Below are 18,954 nucleotides of genomic sequence, written 5' to 3'. Positions count from 1 at the left end.
TGCAAACCGGCAGGCAAAGGAGTGTCCTAAATGACAGACCTACCGACCCAGGCTCAGTTCGCGACCATCGCTGAGGGCTATTCGGCGGATGCGGGCAATTCGCAATCTCTGAAAGCCGACGCTTATGTAAAGCAAGAGTGGTTTGCTGCCGATCAGCGTGAAATCATAGCCAAGTCCTGGCAATGGGTTTGCCACGTTGAGAAACTGCGGGAATCCGGGTCGTTTGTGACCATCGAAATAGCTGGGCAACCTATTGCGGTGGTTCGGGACCGCGCGGGTGCTCTGAGGGCGTTTTACAACGCCTGCAAACATCGTGCACATGAGTTGCTGAAAGGGGAGGGCAGTACGACCCGCATCATGTGCCCGTATCATGCTTGGGTCTATAAGTTGGACGGTCAGCTGGTACGTGCGCCGGAAACTGAACATCTTGAGAATTTCAGCACCGGTGAGATCTGTCTCGATCAAGTTCAGGTCGAAGAATTCGCTGGCTTTGTTTACGTCAATCTGGATCCGAGCGCGGCATCGCTGAAAGAGCAGTCAGGCAGTCTGGAAACTGAAATCCGCCATTGGGCACCTGACATTGACCAACTCACCTTTGGTCACCGCCTGACCTATGACATCAAGTCGAACTGGAAGAATGTCGTCGACAATTTTCTGGAGTGCTATCACTGCCCCACCGCGCACAAGGATTTCTGCGATCTGGTGGATATGGATACCTACAAGGTCACCACACACGGCATCTATTCCAGCCACATGGCGGATGCGGGGAAGTCGGCAAATACCGCCTATGATGTTTCCAACGCGACCGTGCGCACCCATGCGGTCTGGTGGTTGTGGCCGACAACCTGCCTCATGCGTTATCCGGGACGGTCCAGCATGATTGTCCTGAACATCATTCCCGTTGGACCGGATCGGACGTTGGAGACATACGACTTCTTCCTTGAAACGCCCGAACCCGATGAAGGCGAACTGGATGCCATCCGGTATCTGGATGAGGTCCTGCAGGTCGAGGACATCAGCCTGGTCGAAAGCGTTCAGCGCGGTATGAGCACGCCCGCTTTCACCCAAGGACGCATTGTCAATGACCCGACCGGATCGGGAAAATCCGAACACGCAGTTCACCACTTTCATGGTTTGGTTCTGGAGGCCTATGCCGGAGCCGTCAGATGACGCGGCCCAACATCGTTGTCATCATGGCAGATCAGCTGGCCCCACATTGGACCGGAGCCTACGGCCACCCGGTCGCCAGGACTCCGAATATCGACGCGCTGGCGGCACGGGGGATGCGATTTGATGCGGCTTACTGCAATTCGCCGCTTTGCGCGCCGTCTAGGTTTGCTTTCATGTCGGGCCAGTTAATCAGCCGCATCGCCGCCTATGACAACGCAAGTGAATTCCGCGCTTCTGTCCCAACCTTTGCGCATTATCTTAAGGCGTTGGGATATCGCACCTGCCTGTCCGGCAAGATGCACTTCGTAGGCCCCGACCAGAAACACGGGTTTCAGGATCGCGTCACCACCGATATCTACCCTGCCGATTTTGCGTGGACCCCAGATTGGGAAGCTCCGGACGAGCGCATCGATAAGTGGTATCACAACATGCAGACGGTCAAGGAAAGCGGTGTAGCTGTCGCAACGTTCCAGACCGATTACGATGACGAGGTCGGTTTTGCTGCGCGTCGCTGGCTGATTGACCGGGGACGCGAACGCGCGGCGGGGCAGGATACACCCTTTTGCATGGTGGCCAGCTTTATCCATCCGCATGATCCCTACGTCGCCAAACCCGAATGGTGGGACCTCTATGATGACGATGAGATTCCCATGCCCGAATTTGTGCCAGCGCTGGATGAGCAGGATCCGTTTTCGCGCCGGGTGATGGATGGGATCGAAGCCAGCGTGGTGCCCCTGTCCGAGGAAGAGGTGCGCCGCGCCCGCCGCGCCTATCTGGCGAATGTCAGCTATTTTGACAGCAAGGTCGGTGAAATTGTCAAAGCCATCGAAGATATCGGTGAAAGCGACAACACCATCATCATCGTGACAGCAGATCATGGCGATATGCTGGGTGAGCGTGGGTTGTGGTACAAGATGAACTTCTTCGAACACTCTGCCCGTGTACCGCTGATTATGGCGGGCGCGGGTGTTTCCCATGGCGTAGCCGGAAATGCGTGCTCGCTTCTGGACCTGTTGCCAACCTTCATCGACATTGCTGGTGGCAGTGCAGCGACTTTGGGCGAACCGGTGGATGGCCGTTCCCTGATGCCCCTTGCGCGTGGCGAAGCCGACCCGGTGGACGAAGCGATCGGCGAATACTGTGCCGAGATGACGCCCTATCCCGTTTTCATGATCCGGCGCGGGCCTTTGAAGTACATTCATTGTGATGCAGACCCGCCTCAGCTTTATGATCTGGCTCAGGACCCGCTGGAAACGAAAAACATAGCTAATGGGTCCACTTATCGCGATGCTGCCGCAGCTTTCGCTGCAGAAGTGACCGAGCGATGGGACAGTGAAGAACTGCGTCGCAATATTATCGCCACTCAGAAATCCCGGCGCGCGCTGCATGCTGCGATGGAGGCAGGGGCCGGAGAGCATTGGGACTACAACCCGCCGTCTGACGCCAGCCAGCAATATGTGCGCAACCACATGGATTGGACCGTGGCGGCCGAACACTATCGTTTAAACCCGAGGACCCCCGATGACAGGAAAACTTGAAGGCAAAACCGCTTTGGTGACTGGCGGGCGCGGTGGCATTGGGCGTGCAATTGTTGCGCGCTTCCTCCGCGAAGGTGCTCATGTCTATGCCGCCGATCTTACCCCGCAGGGCTCGCTGTCTGAACATGACGAGGATGGCAGCGTCTTTGTCAAACTGGACGTCACGCAAGAGACCGACGCAGTCGCGGCAATGGAGCGGGTCCAATCCGGTACTGGTAAGCTGGATATTCTGGTCAACGCCGCAGGGATCGAGATTGAAAAAACCATCGAGGACACCTCGCTGGAAGAATGGAACCGCAGCTTTGCTGTAAACTGCACTGGCACGTTTCTGACTTCGAAGTACGCACTGCCGCTGATGCGCAAAGCGGCCCAGTCAGGGACCAGTGCCAGCATCATCAACTTCGGTTCCTATGACGGTTTCATCGCTGATCCGGGTCTCGCAGCCTATTGTGCCACCAAAGGGGCCGTCCACGCGTTGACCCGCGCGATGGCTTGTGACCATGGTCCTGAAGGCATTCGCGTCAACGCCATTTGTCCGGGCTATATCGATACGCCAATGCTGCAAAGTTTCTTCACCGGTGATGGTTCCGGCGCTGGCGGGAAAACCATTGATCAGCTGCAACAGGCGGTGCGCGATGTTCACCCGATGCGAACCTATGGCACACCCGAGGACATTGCCAATCTGGTTAACTGGCTGGCCTCGGACGAAGCACGCTATGCCTCAGGTCAACTGTGGGTGCTGGATGGCGGGCTGTCAGCCCAGGTGCAGCAGATGAAGCTCTGAGGATCGCGCCATGCCAAAGCAGAAGTCTGTCATCATCACCTGCGCTCCGACCGGGGGGATTCACACGCCCACCATGTCCGAGCATCTGCCGATCACGCCTAGCGAGATTGCAGCCGCATCAATCGAAGCAGCTGAGGCAGGCGCTTCGATTATCCACCTTCATGCGCGCGACCCGGAAACCGGAAAGCCCGATCCAAATCCCGACCTATTCATGGACTTCCTGCCACGGATCAAACAGGCCACGGACGCGGTCATGAATGTCTCGACCGGAGGTGGTCTGGGCATGACCCGCGAAGAACGCCTGCGCGCTGCCGTAAAAGCTTCGCCCGAGATGGCAAGCATGAATATCGGATCGATGAATTTCGGCATTTTCCCGATGAAGGATAAGTATTCGAACTGGAAACACGCGTGGGAGCCCGATTTTCTGGACATGACCCGCGATTTCATTTTCCGAAATACCTTCGCGGATATCGAATACTGCATAAAGGAACTGGGGCAGGGCCACGGCACCCGATTTGAATTCGAATGCTATGACCTCGGCCACCTCTACAACCTCGCGTGGATTCGCGATCAGGGTTGGATCGACGGTCCGATTTTTGTGCAGATGGTGTTTGGTATTCTGGGCGGTGTTGGCGCCGACCTCGATAACCTGATGCATATGCACACTATCGCCAACAAGCTGTTCGGGGATGAGTATGAATGGTCGGTTCTGGCCGCCGGTCGCTTTCAGATGCCTTTTACGACCCAAAGCGCATTGCTGGGTGGTAATGTCCGCGTCGGGATGGAGGACAGCCTGTATATCGGGCCGGGCGAAAAGGCCGTATCCAGCGCCCAGCAGGTCCGGAAAATTCGCGACATCGTCGAAAATCTCGGCCTGACTGTCGCCACCCCTGCCGAGGCGCGTGCGCGCCTTGGGCTTAAAGGTGGCGATCAGGTTGCCTTCTGAAGGGGGAGAGCATGCAAACAAAAATGCAGATCAATGGCGAACTGGTTGCCGGGGACGGTGCCGCGCTGACCATCGTGGACCCGGCCACCGGGTCCGAGATTGCGCAGGTGAATGAGGCCAGCCCAGAACAGGTCGAGGCCGCGGTGCGTTCGTCCGAGGAAGCCTTTGAGAGCTTCTCGCGCAGCACCCCGGCGGAACGGTCCGCGCTTTTGCTGGCTATCGCGGATTGCCTTGAAGAAAGTCAGGATGAACTGGCCGAGCTAGAAAGTTTGAACGCTGGCAAACCCTGGCCTTCGGCTCGTGACGATGAGATGCCGCTGACAATCGACACGTTCCGGTTCTTCGCTGGCGCAGCGCGGACGATGTCTGGTTCTGCCGCAGGTGAGTATGTGGCGGGCCATACCAGTATGATCCGTCGCGATCCGGTTGGGCCAGTCGCGGCCATCGCACCCTGGAACTATCCGCTTATGATGGCCGCCTGGAAGCTGGCCGCGCCCATTGCCGCAGGTTGCACCGTTGTCCTGAAACCCTCGGAACTCACGCCGTTATCCACGTTACGAGCCGCTGAGCTTTTGAACGATATTCTGCCTAAAGGTGTTCTGAATGTGATCCATGGCGCCGGTCCGACTATCGGAGACCAACTGATCAACAGCCCCGCGATGGAGGCCATTACCGTAACCGGCAGCCCGGCCACCGGCATGGCGGCGATGCGGGCTGCAGGTAATCAGATCCGCCATGTGCATCTGGAACTGGGCGGCAAGGCCCCGGTGATCGTCTTTGACGATGCGGATATCGAAGCCGTTGCCGAAACGATCAGGTTTGGCAGTTTTTTCAACGCCGGTCAGGACTGTGCTCAGCCTTGCCGCGTGCTGGTACAAGACGGTGCCTATGACAAGCTGGTCGCGGCAATTGCGGCTCAGGTCAGCCAAATCAAGATCGGCAGTCAAAAAGCTGAAGGCACGGAAATGGGCCCGGTGATCTCAGCCGGCCAGCGTGACCGCGTGGCGGGCTTCGTGGACCGCGCCCGCACCAGTTGCGAGGTCGTAACCGGCGGCGCTTCAGGCGACGGTGCGGGTTACTTCTACCAGCCGACCGTTTTGGCCAATGTCGACAACGATGCTGAGGTGGCCACTCATGAAGTCTTCGGCCCCGTCGTCTCAGTCTCTCGTTTCAGTGACGCCGAAGATGCCTTGCGCATTGCCAATTCTGGCCGTTATGGGCTGGCCTCTTCGGTCTGGACCGCAAATGTCGGTCGCGCAATGGAGATGACCAGCCGACTGCGTTACGGTTTTACATGGGTCAACACCCATGGGGTAGGGACCCCGGAAATGCCATGGGCCGCGATGAAAGGGTCCGGAACCGGCTGTGACATGAGTGTCTATGCCCTCGATGCCTATACTTCGATCCGTCACGTCATGGTGGCACACTGATGCGGTTGGCTGGGAAAAGAGCACTGGTCACCGGTGGCCGCCAAGGCATCGGGCGCGGGATTGTTGAGGCTTTTTTAGCCGAGGGCGCAACCGTTAGCACATGCGGGCGCGGCAACCGGCCTAAGGGCCTGCCGGATGCGGTAACCTGGTACGGTGCGGACGTATCTGACGTGGAGCAGGTCGAAGAACTGGCTCAAGCTGCCGGTGTCGTCGATATTCTGGTCAACAATGCTGGCGTGCAGGTTGAAAAAACTGTTGTCGAAAGTACCGACGCCGATTGGGATCTGGTCATTGGGGCTAATTGTCGGGGCGTATTTAACATGTGCCGGGCGTTTATTCCGGTCATGCCGCAGGGCGGTTCGATCATCAATATCGGGTCGATTTCCGGCAAGGTCGCGGACCCATCCATGGCGCTCTATAACGCGTCAAAGGCCTTTGTTCATGGACTGACACGCTCGATCGCGGTGGATCATGGCCCAAAAATTCGCTGCAATGCGATCTGTCCCGGCTGGATCGAGACAGGCATGTTGGACGCTGGATTTGATCTGTCCGATGACCCGCACGCGGCCCGAAAGGACGCGCTGTCCCGGCATGCCACACGCCGGTTTGGCCAGCCTGCCGACATTGCCGCCATGGCTGTATGGCTGGCGTCGGATGAGGCAGGGTTCGCCACAGGGCAGTTGTTCACGATTGACGGTGGAATGACTGCTGCATCACCTATCAATACAGGGCTATTCTGATGGTAGAAATCTCACATACTGCTGTTCTGGGCGCGGGCACTATTGGCGCCAGCTGGACCGCCCTGTTTCTGGCCTCGGGCCGGTCTGTAACGGTCTACGATCCCGCCGATGGTGTGGAAAGCGGCGTACGCGCCTATATCGACCAAGCCTGGAAATCCATGGATGAACTGGGTCTGACAACGCGAGGTTCCCACGATCAGGTCACCTTCGTTCGTTCGGCGCGCGAAGCGGTTGAGGGCGCGGACTTCGTACAGGAGAACGTCCCCGAACGCTTGCCGATCAAGCACGCAATTTTTGCTGAGATCGAACCGGGTATTGCGCCGCATGCTGTCATCGCAAGCTCGGCTTCCGGCCTGACGCTTGGCCAGATGCAGGCAGGTTGGCAAAACCCGGGTCGCTTTATTCTTGGCCATCCTTTCAACCCGCCGCACCTGATCCCGCTGGTCGAAGTGATGGGCAACGACCTGACTGACGCAGATGCGGTGTCCACGGCCGAGGCATTCTACAAGGACATCGGTAAGGTCACTATCCGTGTTAACAAGGAAGTCCCCGGCCATGTCGCCAACCGATTGCAGGCGGCTGTCTGGCGCGAGGCCATTCACTTGGTGCAAACCGGTGTCGCCAGCGTCGGAGACGTCGACAAGGCCATGTCCGCTGGACCTGGGTTACGATGGGCCGCCATGGGGCCGACGACACTCTTCAGCCTTGGTGCTGGATCAGGCGGTCTTCCTGCTTTTTGTGATCATTTCGCCGACACGTTCAATGGCTGGTGGGATGATCTTGGAACACCCCAACTCACTCCTGAAGTTGCAGAATTGCTAGCACAGGGTCTGGCGGCATCGCACAACGACACATCAGTCGAAGAACTTGCCGCTTTGCGCGATGCTAGAATTGTGAAGATGCAGGCGGCTTTAACAGAAGTGAAAGAGGGAAAGTGACTATCGAAAAGCAAAATGCAGCCCAGAAATAGCAGGGCTGCCACCTATTCTGCTTGCTGTGCACTCAAGGGAATTTGTGACTGAACCGCTTGGGACCAAAGAAATCCACTATGGGTTGGGAACAACCATTGTGTGTTCCGGTTTCCAGCTCAGCCAGATTTCGCCGCCTTCTGGTAGGTCCGGGATGTCCTGATCGCGCGCGATCACCTTGAATGTGTTTCCGCCGTTTTCCAAAACACAGGTCGCCATTGCACCAGCAAAGATGCGCCGGACCAGTGTTGCGGGGATCTTGGAAATCGCATCCCCGCCGGGTTCCGAGGTTGAAATGCTCATGTTCTCGGGCCGGACAGCGAGAGTAGACTGTTCTGTCGCCCCGCTTGGCAGTTTGATATCCGCCCTGGCGGAGCTCAGCGCTGTGCCGCCCTGTGCGGTCAGAATGTTTGCTTCACCCAGAAACTCGGCTGTGAAGATATCGACGGGGTTATTGTACACCTCCCGTGGTGGGCCGGCTTGAATCATAGCGCCTTGTCTGAGGATGCCGATCTTGTCGGACAAGGTCAGAGCCTCCTCCTGATCGTGGGTTACAAAGATCGTAGTAATCCCAATCTCGCGCTGGATGCGCTTTAGTTCGATCTGCATGTCCACACGCAACGACTTGTCCAGCGCTGACAGAGGTTCGTCCAGCAACAGCACTTTGGGATTGGTCACGATTGCCCGCGCCAATGCCACGCGCTGTCGCTGCCCGCCGGAAAGCTGGTGCGGTTTTCGGTCGCCTAACTGGCCAAGCTGAACGAGCTCTAACGCCTCACCCACACGGCGGCGCTCTTCTGCGGCGCCTACTTTACGCACGCGCAGTCCAAAGCCTACATTGTCTGCCACCGTCATGTTGGGAAACAGGGCATAGTTCTGAAACATCATCCCGATATCGCGCTTTTCGACCGGAATGTTCTCGACAGATTGGTCGCCGATATAGATCGAGCCGCTATCCGCAAAGATGAAACCCGCGATGGTGCGAAGCAACGTTGTCTTGCCACTGCCGGACGGGCCGAGCAGGGCAAAAAAACCGCCGTTCGGGAAATCCATGGTGACATCGTTCAGCGCCTTGAGCGATCCAAAGGATTTAGTGACGTTCTGAACAGAGACTTCGGCCATCAGCGCTCTCCTCCGAAATTTGAAAACCGGGCTGCAAACAGCATCACGGCCATTGAGATGACGATTATGATTGTCGAGATTGCGTTGATTTCCGGCGTGAAACCTTTGCGGATCGACGTGTAGATCAGCACCGGCAAAGTACTGTCACCGGGTTCGGACAGGAAATACGAGACGACGAACTGATCAAAGCTGACCGCGAAGGCGAACAGGGCACCCGCGATGATACCCGACGCAATCCATGGCAGGGTCACGCGTCTGGTCACGGTCCAGCTGTCTGCGCCCATGGATCGGGCAGCCTCTTCCAAGGTCACGTCAAAGGTCGCCAGCCGAGCGCTTACCACCACGATTACGTAAGGCAGAGCGAGAGCGACATGGCCAATCAGAACAGAAGGTGTGCCACGCCCCAATCCGACGCCGTAGAAAAAGATCAACATTGCCGTGCCGGTAATGAGCCAGGGGATTGCGATCGGCGGGAACAGCATGACCTGCAGAAATCGCTTTCCGCGAAACTCGAACCTGAAAAGCGCCAGAGATGCGGCTGTCCCCAGTGTTGTGGCAATCACCGTTGTCGTCAGCGCGATAAGAACCGACCGGGTCGCGGCGTTTAGAATCTCGGTATTCTGGCCCAGTTTTTCATACCAGGTCAGCGAAAACTCGAAAGGCAACTGATAATACTGCGAGGCGTTGAAGGACATGAACGCCATGACGATGATTGGCGCGTAGAGAAAGAACAGGATCAGCCCAAGCCAGGCTTTTCCGACCCAGGCGAGATATGTCCCCTTCATGCCTGAGCCCTCCGCAGAACCGGGCTGGCGGTTGCCAGGATCAGCAACACAACTGCCAGCAGGATAAAGGACAATGCGGCTCCCAATGGCCAGTTGAAGACAGCAACGAATTGGTCCTCGATGACGGTGCCAAAATATGTGCCAACGCGTCCGCCTAGGATGCGGGGTTCCATGAATGACCCGACTACGGGCACAAATATCAGCACGGCGCCCGCCAACAAGCCCGGCAGCGAAAGAGGGAGAATGAGGCGCCACAGGATGGTCAACTTGTTAGCACCCATTGAGCGGGCGGCATCAATCAAGCTGTCATCTATTGCCTGCAGCGCCAGATACGACGTCAGGATCACATAAGGCAGGTAGGAATGAACCAGTCCGATCACGATGGCCGGAGTTGAGAACATCAGGTTCACATCCACCTCAAAAGGCAGAATTGCATTCAGGCCCAGATCGAGCACTCCGTTCCCGCGCAGCACGATCGCCCATGAAAAGATACGAACCAGTGAGTTTGACCAGAAGGGTAGGATAACCAGCAGAAACAGTGCCTCGCGCGATTTTCCCTTGATCACCTTGGCCAACACATAAGCGCAGGGAAAACCTACAAGCACCGAAACCGCGGTCACCGTCAGGCCGAGCTTTATGGATTTCCACAGCAGCGTTGCATAGGTCGAGGTTTGAAAGAACGCCTGATAGTTGTCCGTGGTGTAACGCCATTCGGCATCTCCAAACGGCACATCCGACAGAAAGCTGAAATAGAGCATCGCCGACAGCGGCAGAAAAATTGCCACTGTCAGCCAGATATATGCGGGGGAAAGCAACGAGGCGATCTTGAGCCTGTCCTGACGGGCAAGAACCGTTGACATGTCTGCTTTCTCCCTTGCTTTGGCCTGATTATTGCGCGGCCTTCAGGCCTTGCCATAGTTCCAGGTACTTCTCGCGGTTTTCATCGGAGACCGGACGCTGGAACTGCACACGGGCTACAACGGCAGGATCGCCCAGAACGCGCTTGTTGAATGCGTCATCAGGCAGAGCAGCAGCGGCCTTGGCATTTGCCGAGGCCGGGGCACCGCTTTCGGCCCATTTCACATAGAATTCCGGGTCAATCATCCAGTTGATAAAGGCGTGTGCTGCCTCTTTCTTGGTTGAGGTTTCAGGGATGGACAGCCCGTCAAGCCAACCGATTGCGCCTTCATCAGGGACGACGAACTGAACCGGCAGACCAGAGGCCATCGATCTGCTTGCAGAACCAGACCAGAATGTCGCCACGTCCAGATCACCGGCGGCCATGAACTGGTTCCAGTCGTTCTCCGAACCCCAGTAGGTTTTGATCTGTGGCATCAACGCCGCCAACTTGGCCTCAATGGCATCCAGATCCTGAATGTCGTTGATGTTCTGACCGGTGGCGATTGCCGCGAACTGAACCGCCTCCAGCGCATCGTCGCGGATCGACACTTTGCCTTCATGTGCTGGATCCCAGAACACCTCGATCGAGGTTGGCATTTCGCTGAACTCATTGGTGTTCACTGCAAACGAGGTCAGGCCCCAGGTCCAGGGCACACCATGTAGCGCACCACCTGCATTCAGGTCCTGATTGGTGGCCATGTTCTCTGAGACATCGCTAAAGTTGGCAACAAGCGAGCTATCGACTGGCCCAATCAACCCTTCGGCCTGCGCCTGAGGGGTGAAGGCCGCATTGATCAGAACCACGTCATAGGCACCCGGATTGGTCCGCAGCTTTGTCAGCATCTCCTGTTCCGAGTTGAAGTATTCATGAACAACGGTGTGACCGGTGGCTTCCGTAAACGCAGCGATGGCCCAGTCCTGATCGGTGCCATAGCCCTGCCAATTCAGAACGCGAATTTCATCAGCCAGTACGACCGTGCCCATGGTTGTGAGGGCAACTGAGGTTGCCAGAAAGATGTGTTTGTTCATTGTCGTCTCCCAGTTGGATGGTCTTTAGCTTCGGTTCTCGATCAACCAGCCTCTTTCTTGCTCAGGGCGTTTTCGACGACCGCTTCGGTTGGGGCTGTCGCCGGTCCTTTTTGTGTGGTCGACAAAGCTGCTGCGACATTTGCGTAAACGGCAGCTTGTTTTGGTGTTTCGCCGCGTGACATTCGGGCAATGAAACTGCCGATATGAGTGTCACCCGCCCCATTTGTGTCCACGGCCTGAACGCGGAAAGGCGCGATGTGTTCAAGGGCGCTCGACCGGGCCAGAATGCAGCCGTCTTCGCCCAGACGCACTACGACACCTCCTCCGTTGGGGCGTGTTTCAGCGAGTGTTTTGGCGGCTTCGGCCGGATCAGCGTGTCCTGTCAAAACCGCTGCTTCCCGCATATTCGCGCTGATCCACGTTGCTCGGGTCATCGCTGCCTGAAGAGCCTCGCGATTTAGTGAGGCGACTATGGGCGACGGGTCGAAAACTAGGTTGCGTATTTTGTCGTCATCGGTCAGCCATTGGTGTAACGACTGACGCGATCCGGCGTAGTGCAAGGCATAACCCGACAGCAGCGTCCAGCCGAACTCATGAAAGCTGATCTGAGTCAGATCTTCGTCAGTTACATGCCCCTCGGCACCGTCGCTGGCCACGAACGTTCGCTCGCCTTGCGGGTCGATCATCACGGTGCAGCAACCCTGATCGCGGCTGAGATCCTGTGTCCGCAGAAAAGGAATACTCTCAGTGTTGAGGCCTTCGCGAACAATTTTGGCAAACGGACCGGACCCGATTGAGCCGCCGTAGAACACCATCATGCCAGCGCGCTTCGCGGCGACCATCGCGTTGAAACCTCCGCCCGGCGTGATGGAGAACCCTTTGACAATGGCTTCTTCCCCCGGCGCGGGCACGGCTTCGACTTCGTAGAGAAGGTCGGCAACGACACCGGACATCTGCAAGAGGCGATTGGTCATCTCGTTGCCTCCGTCGTGTCGCGTAGAGCATCTGCTGAAACGCCGCGCAGGGTCAGCAGTTGTTCAGCCGTCGCTTCGATTGCGAGGTCATTTGCCGAGCGGACAGGGGCAAGCACATTAGGGTCAATACTCTGGATGCCAGCGCAGGCACCTGCCATCGCGCCGGCAATCGCACCGATGGTGTCTGTATCGTCTCCTATGTTGGCCGCGATCCGAGCGGCTTCCCAAACATCACCTGAGGCCATTCGCACTACACCGAATGCCGCCGGGACAGATTCATATGATGCGACAGACGTTCCCACTAACTGCGCAAATTCGTCAGCAGCGATACCTGTGTCCGCAAGGTTCAATGCGTAAGATATCCGCTTGCGCATATCGGCTTCACCTGACCGGTAACCGCGTTCCTGCCCCTTCTCGGCAGCATCTAAAGCGGCTGTGATCGCAGCGTCGTAATCAAGCCCGTCCACGCCGCTGCTGACAACGGCTGCAACTGCCGCGGCAGCGGCGATTGCCTCGCCTGTGTTGTGCGTCATCCGGCAGGCCAGTTCGATGCGGTCCAGAAATGTGTCGGATGGTTGGTATTTGGTGGCAATTCCAACCGGGGCGATCCGCATCGCGGCCCCGTTCGTTGTACCGTTGCGTCCGGTTTCTAGTGCTGACTCCCCGGCCAGCATCGCGGCGAGCGCTGCTTTGGAGGACGGCCCCAGCAAATCGCGCAAACCCCGCGCCCTGACATCGCGTTCCCAATCCAGCAAGTCCTGTGCCCAAAGCACTTCGTCAAAGCCATTGCAGTCTTCGACAAGGCGTTTCGCCAACAAGAACGCCTGCTCGGTGTCATCCGTCACCTGTGCCGCCCGAAGGCCGTGCGAAACGGGATGATCCGGGTAAGGCGCGACATAGGTGGTGATATCACCATAGTGGTGTGCGATCTGCCGTCGCGACAGGGTTTGGGATGGCATGCCCAATGCATCCCCGACCGCTATACCGGCGAGGGCACCACACGCGCGATCATATGCCAAGCCTCTGTCCGTCAACGCTGTCAAAACTCCATTTGCAGACCGAACAGGTCCGGATCGAGAATGCTCTCGACGTATTCCAGGGTTGCCCCGTCGGCTGAACGCGTCAGACGGCAAAGCCGCAGCATTGGCTCGCCCTTCTCACGCCCCATCACGGCCGCATCCGCCGCGCTGAGGGCAGGCAGCACTCGGGCCCATTCTTTTCCCCCGTCGACGCTCAGCCCGCGAAGCCGCAGCGTTTCCGTCAATGACCCATTTTCAAGGCCGTTCTCCAGGATTTCGGAAAACCCGGGGCGCCAGGCAACCCGGCTTCGTTCGAGCGAAACGCCCTGACCGGTTTTCACGCGAAACCGCAAGCGATCGACGATCAGGAAGTCTGTTTCGGTCAGATCCGGCACGTCATTCAGATCCATTCCCCCGCGTGCAAGACGCAGGACACGGGTCGCGAGCTCGGTGTCACCCGAGGACAGCGCGACACTCCATCCGGTGCGGTCGTCGATAGTTTGACCACCAAAGGTCACAAACGATCCGATCCCTCTCCGGGTCGTGATCAAGCCTTTGCGGCAGAGGATTTCGAGGCTTTTGCGCACGGTATTTCGACTGACCGAAAACCGTCTGACAAGCTCATTTTCGCTGGCTAACGGTGTCCCGTTTCCAAGCCCGCCAGACCTGATCTCTTCTTCCAGCTGATGTGCTATTCTGACCGATTTGGAGGCTCCGATCAGATCGCTACTTGTTGATTCTTGTTCAAGCTTGTTCATACATGTACCTTATTCAGATTCAAAAACCTGTCAACAACGGTTTAGGGTTCATTCGCCAGCTGGAAATTGTCGCTGAGAATGGCAGCAGCAGGTTCTCTGCTGCTGACCTACAAAAATGTAACTAGGGTGTGCTTTCCGCAGCGAGGCACTTGCTGAGATGGACATTGTTTTCTAAGGTCTGCGAACACAGTCACAATCTACAACGGGAGGGCACAAGCTGAACATGCGTATCATCCGCCGACTTCAGCATGGTCCCCGTTTCGCCCTGTAAATACGTTTGCAGGGCGGGTCCGAGAAACAACATTTCAATCGGTCTGCCCAAAGCCGCATCGCGGCACCTCCTAGTATGAGCAGAGACTCCGATGACTGTTATGAATATCAACGCATTAAGCGTAATCCGTGGTGATCTTCTTTTTGATAATCTGAACCTGGCAATTTCCAAAGGTGATCGCATTGGATTGGTTGCCGCTAATGGCCGCGGCAAGACAACACTTTTGGAATGTATGACCGGCCAAAACGAACCGACGACCGGACAAATCATCCGAGCGCGCGGTTTGCGAGTTGGATATGTGACCCAATACGTTCCAGATCATGCCTTTGCCAAAACGCTCTACAATTGGGTGTTGGACGCCCTTCCTGCCGAGCAGGCGGAATATGAAAGCTGGCGGGTGGATGTGGTGCTTGATGACCTGAGTGTTCCGTACGAGTTACAGCATAGCCCACTCAATGAGTTGAGCGGTGGTTGGCAAAGGACTGCACTGTTGGCCGCTGCCTGGATTCAGGAACCAGATATCCTATTGCTGGATGAGCCGACCAACCATTTGGATCTGCGTCGTATTGGACTGCTCCAAAACTGGTTGTCCGGGTTGCGGCGCGATGTAGCAATTGTTGTGTCATCGCATGATCGAGCATTTCTCAATGCGACGACTAACCGAACACTGTTTTTGCGCAAGGAGCGATCACACGCTTTTCCGCTCCCGTTTTCGGCAGCACGCACAGCGCTTGATGAAGCAGACGCCGCTGACCAACGGCGGTTTGCCAATGATTTGAACAAGGCGCAGCAGTTGCGCAAACAGGCGGCAAAGCTCAAGAATATCGGCATTAATTCCGGGTCTGACCTTTTGGTCACGAAGACCAAACAGCTAAATGATCGGGCGGCGCAGATTGAGGCGAGTGCCAAACCCGCCCACCGGGAACACAGCGCAGGTGGTATCAAACTGGCCAACAGTGGAACTCATGCCAAAGCTCTGGTCATTTTGGATGACGCACGGGTTGAAACCCCGGACGGTCGGCTGCTGTACAAGACCGGGCGGAAATGGATTTTGCCCGGAGACCGCATCGTACTTTTGGGGGCGAATGGCACGGGGAAAACCCGATTGATTGAGATGGTACAAGATGCACTTTCTGGAAGCGGAGGAGCGGTCAGTTGTGCTCCCTCGGTTGTGCCAGCGTATTCTGATCAACATCTGAGCCAACTTTCGGATAGCGAGACGCCGATGACGGCTGTGGCGGGGCAGTTTGACATAGGTGACCAACGCGCACGCGGCGTGCTGGCGGGTGCGGGCGTGAAGATACAAATGCAAGATACCCGGATCGGAGCGCTGTCCGGCGGACAAAAGGCGCGTTTGGCGATGCTGATATTACGGCTGAAAAATCCGAATTTCTACTTACTCGATGAACCGACGAACCATCTTGATATCGAGGGACAAGAGGCTCTTGAGGATGAATTGATCACACATCATGCATCCTGTCTGCTTGTTAGTCACGATCGCAGTTTCTTGCGCAATGTCGGCAATCGGTTTTGGCTGATCACTGGGAAGGGACTGGAAGAAACGGACAGCCCAGAGCCGTTTCTGACGAAAGAGATGGGCTGATCGTGTATCCCGTGCTCCAGTAAATTTCTGAAGGTTGACCATCGTGAAGCGGGCATTGATGTCTTTGCAGCGAAAGCTCATTTGTCCGCTTTACCGCCCACTGCGAACCACACAAGGAATGCCCGGTTTCTGCACTATGTGACGGCTATGTAAGCGAGACGCCAAAACCAGACCAACGGCAACCCCCGGCTTGAAGGACTTGCTCAGGCTTTGAATATCTCGATCTCATCACGCAAACCGCGGACGGAATGGTATCCGACCGACTTCACGTTATGCGCCAGGTGTTTTGCGACGCTCTTTGTTATCAGTATCTTTTCATCCAGCGATTTGCACAGTTCCTGAACGCGACTGGCCACGTTTACTGCCTGACCGACGACGGTGAAATCCAATCGGTCCGGGCTGCCGATGTTGCCGAAGGTCACCTGCCCAAAATCAATACCGATTACAAATTCTATGGCTTCCCGACCTTGCTCTGAGGCTTTGTCGTTAAAACCGCGCAGATTTACCAAAGCTTGATGCGCCGCTTGAACAGCAGACCTGCAAGAGGCTTGTACGTCGTCAGAGTTAAATACGGCAAGTATGCCATCCCCCATGAATTTGAGAACATCGCCATCTGCATCCTGAATGGGTGATACAACCATCTCGAAATACTCACCCATCATGTTCAGCAAATCGGTTTCGGACCAGGTTGAGGCTTTCTCGGTAAAGCCACGGAGGTCCGCGAACAGGATTGCTGCGGAAACCGTCTTATGTTCGCCTCGCTTTATGTGCCCCTGACCGACTTCTTCAGCTGGGCCACGACCCAGATAGGTTTGAAGAAGACTCATCTGAGAATGGCGCATTGCGATGGGTTCCAAAGCTGCGGCAAGAGCGTAGCGCGTGTCTTCAATGTATCTGATGTGCTGGTCCGAAAACCCAGTTTCCGCATTCGAAGTGAAACTGGTACCCTGAACCGATCCATTGCCATGCTCCAGAGGGATGGCCAGAAAGTCTGTGGCACCGGCTTGGGTAAGCTCGGAATAAACAGGGTGTTCAGCCGCAAGATCGAGATCAATCAGACGTTTGCGCAGAGGACGCCGCTGAGTGACGACATATTCAAAAGGACTGCCGTGCCAAGCGCTGGTCGACAGAACTGTAGTCGGCACGGTGTAGCGGTGGGTTTCCTCGGGCGTCCAGATGATCCCCCATGCGCTCAGCAGTGGGTTGGAGTAATTCTGAGCAATCCGTGCACGGCTCAACGGTACGCCAAGCTTCTCTAGGCCTTCGCAATAACTTTTGACGATTTTTACCTCGTCGCCAAGCAATCGACCTTTGGAAATCAACCAATGGTTCAGGTGATCAATCTCGGACACGGTTCTCTCGCAATGTGTGGCGTTTAGACAATCTATACACCGTTGGCAGTGAAAGCACCTATGCTGGCCCGAAGGGTGCGATGTTGAAAAGGCAGGCCCTCGCTTACCACTGCGCTGCGCCGATGGTAGCGACCAAGCCATCCCGATCACTGAGGTTTGTTTTGCGCTTCCAAGTAGTACAATTGCTGCTGCATGTGCGGAAACGGTATTGTCGCGATACTGCCAAAAAAGCAGCCGCCCGTGTTTGCCGCAGCGATCTTGCTCAGTCCAAACCACTGACCGCAGACTTATTGCACTAAGCAGACGGGGTGAGATTTCCCGGCGACTTTGCCCAAAAATCTGACTGAACTCAAACGTTGACCACCGCTTCAGCAGTCTAAGCACGAGTTCCGTATGAGATCAGCTCTGACAAAAAAATGTCCGGGACATTCGTGGTTTAAGAACGCCCCGGGCTCCAATTCCAATCAATCGTTCAGATATACCGTTTCACCGGTACCTATCGCCTGTTGCGCAGCTTGCCCCATTCTAACGGCCCAGAGACCGTCTTCTAAACTCACGTCCGGCTTGGCTTTTTCGCCACGAAGCAAAGCCAGAAAACCCTCATGCTGATAATAGGTTGACCCGTTGTGATCCCCGGCTGCCAGCAGGCCGGGCTCCACTGGAACGTCTACTGCCACAGGCCCTTTAGGATTGCGTGGACTAACGATTACCTTTGGTGTTGGTGCGTCTCCCAGATGATCCGGCCAGAAGCGTCCGGGTCCGGGTACAAGCGCTTCGATTTTGGCGTCCGGCCCAACAGCCGATATTTCTTCTTGAAAGCGAGATCCTTCTGCGAACATGCAAAGCTCCAGCATCGCGCGCGCGCCAGAAGCAAACTCGGCCATTACATAGCCGTGGTCGAGAATATCCGGAGTTTCGCCGTCGTAACTCTCGTCCAGATGGTTGACGGCCTGCCCCCCGCTCGCGGTGATACGCACCGGGTCAGATTTCAATATCAAGCGCATGAGATCGAAGAAGTGGCAGCATTTTTCAACAAAAGTGCCGCCCGTATTGCGGTTGAATCGATTCCAGTGCCCGACCTTTTCAAGAAATGGAAAACGATGTTCGCGGATTGATAGCATCTTTATACCACCCGTCGCCTCAGCCTTTTCGATCAGAGCTGCAATGGGAGGCATATACCGGTATTCCATCGCAACCCAGATTGGGCACGGGTAATCGCGTCTTACCTGCTCCAGCCGATCCAAATCCCTTGAATCTGTAAACAGAGGTTTCTCTACCAACAACGGCAGCGGGCGCGTGTCAGCAACTTCGCAGATCTGATCCACATGCAGATGGTTCGGGCTGGCAATGACGATACAATCGAGTTCTTTAACCGTCAGAAGCTCCTGCACCGAACCTACCATGATTGCGGTTGGCGCAATCTTCGCTGCCGCAGCGGCCATCTCTGGATCAGGTTCAAATATTGCCGTTACACGAGTACCTTCCAGCAAGTCGATATTGTGAAGGTGCTCTTGCCCCATCATGCCGCATCCAATCAGCCCGTAATTGATGGTCCGGGTCATGCG

17 protein-coding genes are annotated in these 18,954 nt (G+C 56.3%); 8 read left to right on the top strand and 9 right to left on the bottom strand.

All coding sequences use genetic code 11. The features are described 5' to 3' along the window. Positions 1–30 precede the first annotated feature (30 nt). From GOX61_RS14010 to GOX61_RS13980, 7 genes are read left to right on the top strand one after another with little or no spacing between them, the layout of a single operon-like run. A complete protein-coding gene (locus GOX61_RS14010; protein WP_170334645.1) occupies positions 31–1,170 on the top strand; it encodes an aromatic ring-hydroxylating oxygenase subunit alpha in 1,140 nt (379 codons plus the stop codon). Continuing rightward, entirely contained in the window at positions 1,167–2,708 is a 1,542-nt protein-coding gene (betC, locus tag GOX61_RS14005) for a choline-sulfatase (protein WP_170334635.1), read from the top strand. Before GOX61_RS14010 ends, betC begins: the two co-directional genes overlap by 4 nt. Then, positions 2,692–3,492, top strand: coding sequence for an SDR family NAD(P)-dependent oxidoreductase (locus GOX61_RS14000; RefSeq protein ID WP_170334633.1), 801 nt, complete (start codon positions 2,692–2,694; stop codon positions 3,490–3,492). Before betC ends, GOX61_RS14000 begins: the two co-directional genes overlap by 17 nt. Before the next feature lie 10 nt (positions 3,493–3,502). After that, positions 3,503–4,438 (top strand): 3-keto-5-aminohexanoate cleavage protein, encoded by a 936-nt coding sequence (locus GOX61_RS13995; RefSeq protein ID WP_170334631.1) that lies wholly within the window; start codon positions 3,503–3,505, stop codon positions 4,436–4,438. An 11-nt stretch (positions 4,439–4,449) separates the two neighbouring features. After that, on the top strand, positions 4,450–5,868 hold the full coding sequence (locus tag GOX61_RS13990) for a gamma-aminobutyraldehyde dehydrogenase (protein WP_170334629.1): 1,419 nt from the start codon (positions 4,450–4,452) through the stop codon (positions 5,866–5,868). Then, positions 5,868–6,608, top strand: coding sequence for an SDR family NAD(P)-dependent oxidoreductase (locus tag GOX61_RS13985; RefSeq protein ID WP_170334627.1), 741 nt, complete (start codon positions 5,868–5,870; stop codon positions 6,606–6,608). Before GOX61_RS13990 ends, GOX61_RS13985 begins: the two co-directional genes overlap by 1 nt. Continuing rightward, a complete protein-coding gene (locus GOX61_RS13980) occupies positions 6,608–7,546 on the top strand; it encodes a 3-hydroxyacyl-CoA dehydrogenase NAD-binding domain-containing protein (protein WP_170334625.1) in 939 nt (312 codons plus the stop codon). The genes GOX61_RS13985 and GOX61_RS13980 overlap by 1 nt, the downstream gene beginning before the upstream one ends. A gap of 108 nt (positions 7,547–7,654) precedes the next feature. Here GOX61_RS13980 and GOX61_RS13975 read toward each other — a convergent pair whose 3' ends face one another. Genes GOX61_RS13975 through GOX61_RS13945 form a run of 7 tightly spaced genes read right to left on the bottom strand, consistent with a single transcriptional unit; the run spans position 7,655 to position 14,163 of the window. Next, complete coding sequence (locus tag GOX61_RS13975; RefSeq protein WP_170334623.1) at positions 7,655–8,698, bottom strand: ABC transporter ATP-binding protein; 1,044 nt, start codon at positions 8,696–8,698, stop codon at positions 7,655–7,657. Next, the gene (locus GOX61_RS13970; protein WP_170334621.1) at positions 8,698–9,483 is read right to left on the bottom strand and encodes an ABC transporter permease; all 786 of its coding nucleotides are present in this window, start codon (positions 9,481–9,483) and stop codon (positions 8,698–8,700) included. Before GOX61_RS13970 ends, GOX61_RS13975 begins: the two co-directional genes overlap by 1 nt. Then, the gene (locus tag GOX61_RS13965; RefSeq protein WP_170334619.1) at positions 9,480–10,343 is read right to left on the bottom strand and encodes an ABC transporter permease; all 864 of its coding nucleotides are present in this window, start codon (positions 10,341–10,343) and stop codon (positions 9,480–9,482) included. The genes GOX61_RS13970 and GOX61_RS13965 overlap by 4 nt, the downstream gene beginning before the upstream one ends. Before the next feature lie 28 nt (positions 10,344–10,371). Further along, positions 10,372–11,412 carry an ABC transporter substrate-binding protein gene (locus tag GOX61_RS13960; protein WP_170334617.1) on the bottom strand — a complete coding sequence of 347 codons (1,041 nt, stop codon included), beginning with the start codon at positions 11,410–11,412 and terminating at the stop codon, positions 10,372–10,374. Between the two features lie 41 nt (positions 11,413–11,453). After that, complete coding sequence (locus GOX61_RS13955; protein WP_170334609.1) at positions 11,454–12,386, bottom strand: PfkB family carbohydrate kinase; 933 nt, start codon at positions 12,384–12,386, stop codon at positions 11,454–11,456. Next, a complete protein-coding gene (locus GOX61_RS13950) occupies positions 12,383–13,405 on the bottom strand; it encodes an ADP-ribosylglycohydrolase family protein (RefSeq protein WP_302478296.1) in 1,023 nt (340 codons plus the stop codon). Before GOX61_RS13950 ends, GOX61_RS13955 begins: the two co-directional genes overlap by 4 nt. A 20-nt stretch (positions 13,406–13,425) precedes the next feature. Beyond that, positions 13,426–14,163: a GntR family transcriptional regulator gene (locus GOX61_RS13945; protein WP_170334607.1), complete on the bottom strand. Its 738-nt coding sequence runs from the start codon at positions 14,161–14,163 to the stop codon at positions 13,426–13,428. A gap of 362 nt (positions 14,164–14,525) precedes the next feature. Between GOX61_RS13945 and GOX61_RS13940 the strand changes: the two genes are divergently transcribed. Further along, complete coding sequence (locus tag GOX61_RS13940) at positions 14,526–16,037, top strand: ABC-F family ATP-binding cassette domain-containing protein (protein WP_170334605.1); 1,512 nt, start codon at positions 14,526–14,528, stop codon at positions 16,035–16,037. A gap of 203 nt (positions 16,038–16,240) precedes the next feature. On the opposite strand, the gene GOX61_RS22620 is transcribed toward GOX61_RS13940, so the two are convergent. Both GOX61_RS22620 and GOX61_RS13930 read right to left on the bottom strand, forming a co-directional pair. Next, complete coding sequence (locus GOX61_RS22620; protein ID WP_170334603.1) at positions 16,241–17,389, bottom strand: adenylate/guanylate cyclase domain-containing protein; 1,149 nt, start codon at positions 17,387–17,389, stop codon at positions 16,241–16,243. Between the two features lie 464 nt (positions 17,390–17,853). Further along, positions 17,854–18,951 (bottom strand): Gfo/Idh/MocA family protein, encoded by a 1,098-nt coding sequence (locus GOX61_RS13930; RefSeq protein WP_170334601.1) that lies wholly within the window; start codon positions 18,949–18,951, stop codon positions 17,854–17,856. Between the last annotated feature and the right edge of the window lie 3 nt (positions 18,952–18,954).

Source organism: Ruegeria arenilitoris, assembly GCF_013030265.1.
Classification (GTDB): domain Bacteria; phylum Pseudomonadota; class Alphaproteobacteria; order Rhodobacterales; family Rhodobacteraceae; genus Ruegeria; species Ruegeria arenilitoris_E.
Note: the sequence above shows the minus strand (reverse complement) of the source record. Positions and strands in the feature narration are given on the sequence as shown.

Bases quoted from the DNA above. Each gene is read 5' to 3' on its own strand.
- GOX61_RS14000 (WP_170334633.1), top strand. From the start codon at position 2,692: ATGACAGGAAAACTTGAAGGCAAAACCGCTTTGGTGACTGGCGGGCGC.
- GOX61_RS13945 (WP_170334607.1), bottom strand. From the start codon at position 14,163: ATGAACAAGCTTGAACAAGAATCAACAAGTAGCGATCTGATCGGAGCC.
- GOX61_RS13980 (WP_170334625.1), top strand. From the start codon at position 6,608: ATGGTAGAAATCTCACATACTGCTGTTCTGGGCGCGGGCACTATTGGC.
- GOX61_RS13985 (WP_170334627.1), top strand. From the start codon at position 5,868: ATGCGGTTGGCTGGGAAAAGAGCACTGGTCACCGGTGGCCGCCAAGGC.
- betC (WP_170334635.1), top strand. From the start codon at position 1,167: ATGACGCGGCCCAACATCGTTGTCATCATGGCAGATCAGCTGGCCCCA.
- GOX61_RS13970 (WP_170334621.1), bottom strand. From the start codon at position 9,483: ATGAAGGGGACATATCTCGCCTGGGTCGGAAAAGCCTGGCTTGGGCTG.
- GOX61_RS13955 (WP_170334609.1), bottom strand. From the start codon at position 12,386: ATGACCAATCGCCTCTTGCAGATGTCCGGTGTCGTTGCCGACCTTCTC.
- GOX61_RS13995 (WP_170334631.1), top strand. From the start codon at position 3,503: ATGCCAAAGCAGAAGTCTGTCATCATCACCTGCGCTCCGACCGGGGGG.
- GOX61_RS13960 (WP_170334617.1), bottom strand. From the start codon at position 11,412: ATGAACAAACACATCTTTCTGGCAACCTCAGTTGCCCTCACAACCATG.
- GOX61_RS13990 (WP_170334629.1), top strand. From the start codon at position 4,450: ATGCAAACAAAAATGCAGATCAATGGCGAACTGGTTGCCGGGGACGGT.
- GOX61_RS13975 (WP_170334623.1), bottom strand. From the start codon at position 8,698: ATGGCCGAAGTCTCTGTTCAGAACGTCACTAAATCCTTTGGATCGCTC.
- GOX61_RS13940 (WP_170334605.1), top strand. From the start codon at position 14,526: ATGACTGTTATGAATATCAACGCATTAAGCGTAATCCGTGGTGATCTT.
- GOX61_RS13965 (WP_170334619.1), bottom strand. From the start codon at position 10,343: ATGTCAACGGTTCTTGCCCGTCAGGACAGGCTCAAGATCGCCTCGTTG.
- GOX61_RS14010 (WP_170334645.1), top strand. From the start codon at position 31: ATGACAGACCTACCGACCCAGGCTCAGTTCGCGACCATCGCTGAGGGC.
- GOX61_RS13930 (WP_170334601.1), bottom strand. From the start codon at position 18,951: ATGACCCGGACCATCAATTACGGGCTGATTGGATGCGGCATGATGGGG.